Annotated in this window: 5 protein-coding genes and 1 pseudogene; 3 read left to right on the top strand and 3 right to left on the bottom strand. The window is 66.1% G+C overall.

Features of this window, described 5'->3' with window-relative positions; all coding sequences use genetic code 11:
- From AC1D00_RS32030 to AC1D00_RS32040, 3 genes and pseudogenes are all read right to left on the bottom strand, one after another.
- Nucleotides 1-344: pseudogene (locus tag AC1D00_RS32030) on the bottom strand (chloride channel protein); the annotation flags it as partial.
- 12 nt (nt 345-356) lie between these two features.
- Entirely contained in the window at nt 357-1,010 is a 654-nt protein-coding gene (locus tag AC1D00_RS32035) for an L-fuculose-phosphate aldolase (RefSeq protein WP_477013414.1), read from the bottom strand.
- 169 nt (nt 1,011-1,179) lie between these two features.
- On the bottom strand, nt 1,180-1,806 hold the full coding sequence (locus AC1D00_RS32040) for a MarC family protein (protein ID WP_404558175.1): 627 nt from the start codon (nt 1,804-1,806) through the stop codon (nt 1,180-1,182).
- Between the two features lie 144 nt (nt 1,807-1,950).
- On the opposite strand from AC1D00_RS32040, the gene AC1D00_RS32045 reads away from it, so the two are divergent.
- The 3 genes from AC1D00_RS32045 to AC1D00_RS32055 form a co-directional block, all read left to right on the top strand.
- Nucleotides 1,951-2,520 (top strand): YciE/YciF ferroxidase family protein, encoded by a 570-nt coding sequence (locus AC1D00_RS32045; RefSeq protein ID WP_477013415.1) that lies wholly within the window; start codon nt 1,951-1,953, stop codon nt 2,518-2,520.
- 187 nt (nt 2,521-2,707) lie between these two features.
- Entirely contained in the window at nt 2,708-3,091 is a 384-nt protein-coding gene (locus tag AC1D00_RS32050) for an Hsp20/alpha crystallin family protein (protein ID WP_092188000.1), read from the top strand.
- 8 nt (nt 3,092-3,099) lie between these two features.
- Nucleotides 3,100-3,526: LON peptidase substrate-binding domain-containing protein (locus tag AC1D00_RS32055; protein WP_477013416.1), on the top strand; the 427-nt coding region annotated here is incomplete at its 3' end.

A 3,526-nucleotide genomic window follows, 5' to 3' on the forward strand; every position in this document is an offset into this window, starting at 1 on the left:
GCATTGGCCTCGATCGGGTCGACCGCGCTGGAGATCTTCATCCGCCGCCGCGACCATTCCATGATGCCGAGCGCCAATCCGCCGAGCGCAGGCGCGATCAGCGCCGCCCAGGGGCTGACCCGGGCGTTGGCCGACAGGCGGACGTCGACGGGAATGCCGTATATGAGCATATGGGCAATCTGCGCGATCTCGGCCATCAGCGTCACGATTGCGCCGGCCAGCGTGCCGATCACCAGCGCGAGCGGGATCAGGTAGAACTCGTTGCTGCGCAGGAGCGCGCGCAGGCGAACCATGACGCGGTTCGATCCCTTGCGATCGACGAGATGTCTGATCCGCACGAACACCTTCTGCTCGCCCTACCCTTCCGACATGCCGTAGCCGGCCATGCGCTGGCGAACCCGCTCGATCTCGGCGCTAGAGAGCAGCGGCGGTTTCCCGATCTGGAGGCAGCCGTGATATTGCCGCGCCAGGGTCTCGACCTCGACGGCGAGCCACATCGCCTTGTCCAGCGTCTTGCCGAGCGCGATCATGCCGTGATGGTCGAGCAGACAGGCAAGCCGCCCCTCCAGCGCCCGCACCGCGTGTTCCGACAGTTCCTGCGTTCCGAAGGTGGCATAGGGCGCGCAGCGAATGCTGTCGCCGCCTGCGGCCGCGATCATGTAGTGCACGGGCGGGATCTCCATGCCCATGATGGCCAGGATGGTGCAATAGGTCGGATGGGTATGGACCACGGCGTTGACGTCGGGCCGGGCCTTCAGGATGTCGCGGTGGAAGCGCCACTCGCTGGACGGCCTCTGATCGGGCGCGTGCGAGCCGTCCATCGCCATGAACACGATCTGGTCGGGCGTCATGGCCTCATAGGGCACGCTGGTCGGCGTGACCAGCAGCCCGTCCACATGCCGGACGCTGATATTGCCCGAGGTGCCCTGGTTGATGCCGAGCGCATTCATGCGGCGGCAGGCGTCGATGATGGCCTGTCTCTTGGCGGGCTCGTCCGCGATCATCGACATCTCGATTTCTTCTCGGCTTCTTGGCGATGGGCGTTTGTCAGACCGGAAGTACGTCAAAGCAATATGGCAGCGCAAGCGAAAGCGACCGGATCGCCCGTCGTTTCGCCGGCTGGGCCGCGGCTCCACGAAATAGACCGCGGAATCAACGGATTAACGGATCGTCGCAATCCTACGGCAGGCTCGCCCGGACGGCCGCGATGCCGTTGATCACGAACTGCACGGAATAGGCGGCGAGCAGCATGCCGAGCACGCGCGACAGCACCGCATTTCCGGTGCGCCCGAGGGTGCGGGCGATCAGGCTCGCGGAGAGGAAGCACAGCATGCAGAGCAGGCACACCGCGAGGACGATCGCGATGATGATGGCGAGCCTCGCCCCGTAGCCGGCATTGCCCGTCAACAGCAGCGTGGTCGCGATCGCGCCTGGACCGGCCATCATGGGGATGGCCAGCGGAAACACCGCGACGTCGGACGCGTGCTCCGAGGTCGCCTTGTCGGCCTCGCGGGCCTCGCGATGCGGGCGGTCGCCGAAGATCATCTGGTAGGAGACGCCGAACAGCAGCAGCCCGCCGGCGATCTGGAACGCGGGGATGCCGATCCCGAGCTGCCGCAGCAGCCAGTTTCCGACCAGCGCGATCACCACCAGGATCGAGGCCGCGATCAGCGGGGCGCGCAGCGCGATCGTACGCTTGACCGTGTCGGACATGCCCCCGGTCGCGGCGAGGAAAGCCGGCGCAAGGCCGACGGGATCGACCACCAGCAGCAGCGTCACGAAGGCGGACAGGGCGAAGTCGAGCATGCGGGTGGGTCTCACGCGAGGTGGAGCCGCAATCCATATCGGCTCGAGGCGGCCTTCGCGAGGAACATTTGCCCTCCCAGAGTCTTGGTCGCGCGAGGATTGAGGAGGGCATCGCCTTCCCGTGTCACCTCGAGAGGAGGGTTTATGGCCAAACGAACAAAGAAACGTGCGAACGCGAAAAAGACCGCGGCGCGCCGCCCACGTCAGGCGCCGAAGATGCTGAGCGACCTGTTCCTGGAGACGCTGAAGGACATCTATTTCGCCGAGAACAAGATCATCAAGACGCTACCGAAGATGGCGAAGGCTGCTCACTCCAAGCAGCTCTCCGCTGCCTTCAACAAGCATCTGCGCGAGACGCAGGGCCAGGTCAAACGCCTCGACCAGATCTTCAAAATGCTGGGCAAGCCCGCGCGCGGCAAGCCCTGCGAAGCGATCAACGGCATCACCGACGAGGGCGCCGAGATCATGAAGGATTTCAAGAACGCCCCCGCCCTCGACGCCGGCCTGCTCGCCGCGGCTCAAGCCGTCGAGCACTACGAGATCTCCCGCTACGGCACACTGCGCACCTGGGCCGAGGAGCTCGGCATGCCGGACGCCGCCAGGCTGCTCCAGGCGACGCTCGATGAGGAAGAGGCGACCGATCGCACGCTGACCGAGCTTGCCACCTCCGTCATCAACCTCGAAGCGGAAGAGGAATRCCGCGCCGCCGCCTGATCGGCGCGCCGCGCCTAACTGTTGCCTTCGACGCCGCGGAACATCTCCGCGGCGTCGTGGCGTCTGACTGCAAGGGCCTCCTCGGGTTCGAGGGGACAGGCATGCTCCAAACGCGCGATGCTGGAATTCCGGGGAACCGTCCCCATATGCTGGTCTTCCAAACGCAGCGCCTTTCCCGAGTCTTGCCATGCAACCCAAAAATCCCCTCGACTGGATGCTGTCCGAAGCCCTGGACTCGCTGACCCGCGCCGACCGGCTGCGGCAGCAGTTCGGCCGCCAGGAAGCCTGCTGGGAGCCGCCGATCGACGTGCTCGAAACCGAGCATGAGCTCCTGATCCTGGTCGCGCTTCCCGGCGTCAATCCCGACAATGTCGAGACGGTGATCCATGACGGCGCGCTCGTGATCTCCGGCCAGCGCACGCTTCCGCCGGAGCTTCGCAACGCCCGCATCCACCGGCTCGAGCTGCCGCAGGGCCGCTTCGAGCGGCGCATCGCGCTTCCCCTTGGCCGCTACGCCATCAGCCGCTTCGTGATGGACGGCTGCGTCGCGCTGCGCCTCGCCAAATCCTGAGGTCGATCATGGCCACCGAACAGATGAATACCCAGACCAATTCCGAAAACAATTCCGACGTGAAGATTCCCGACGACGCGCTGATCATCATCCCCGTGCGCGAGATGGTGCTGTTTCCCGGCGCCATCGCGCCGATCGCGATCGGCCGGGCGAAGTCCATCGCCGCCGCGCAGCAGGCGCTGCGCGAGCAGCGGCCGGTCGGCATCGTCCTGCAGCGCAGCCCCGAGATCGAGGAGCCCGGGCCGGACGATCTCTACCGGGTCGCGACCATCGCCAACATCGTGCGCTACATCACCGCGCCCGACGGCACGCATCACATCGTCTGCCAGGGCGTGCAGCGCGCGCGCATCCTCGACTTCCTGCCGGGGACGCCGTTCCTGGCCGCGCGCTTCCAGCAGATCCCCGAGCCGACCACGAGCTCGCCCGAGATCGAGG

The sequence above is a fragment of the Bradyrhizobium sp. P2_E8 genome, assembly GCF_056403875.1.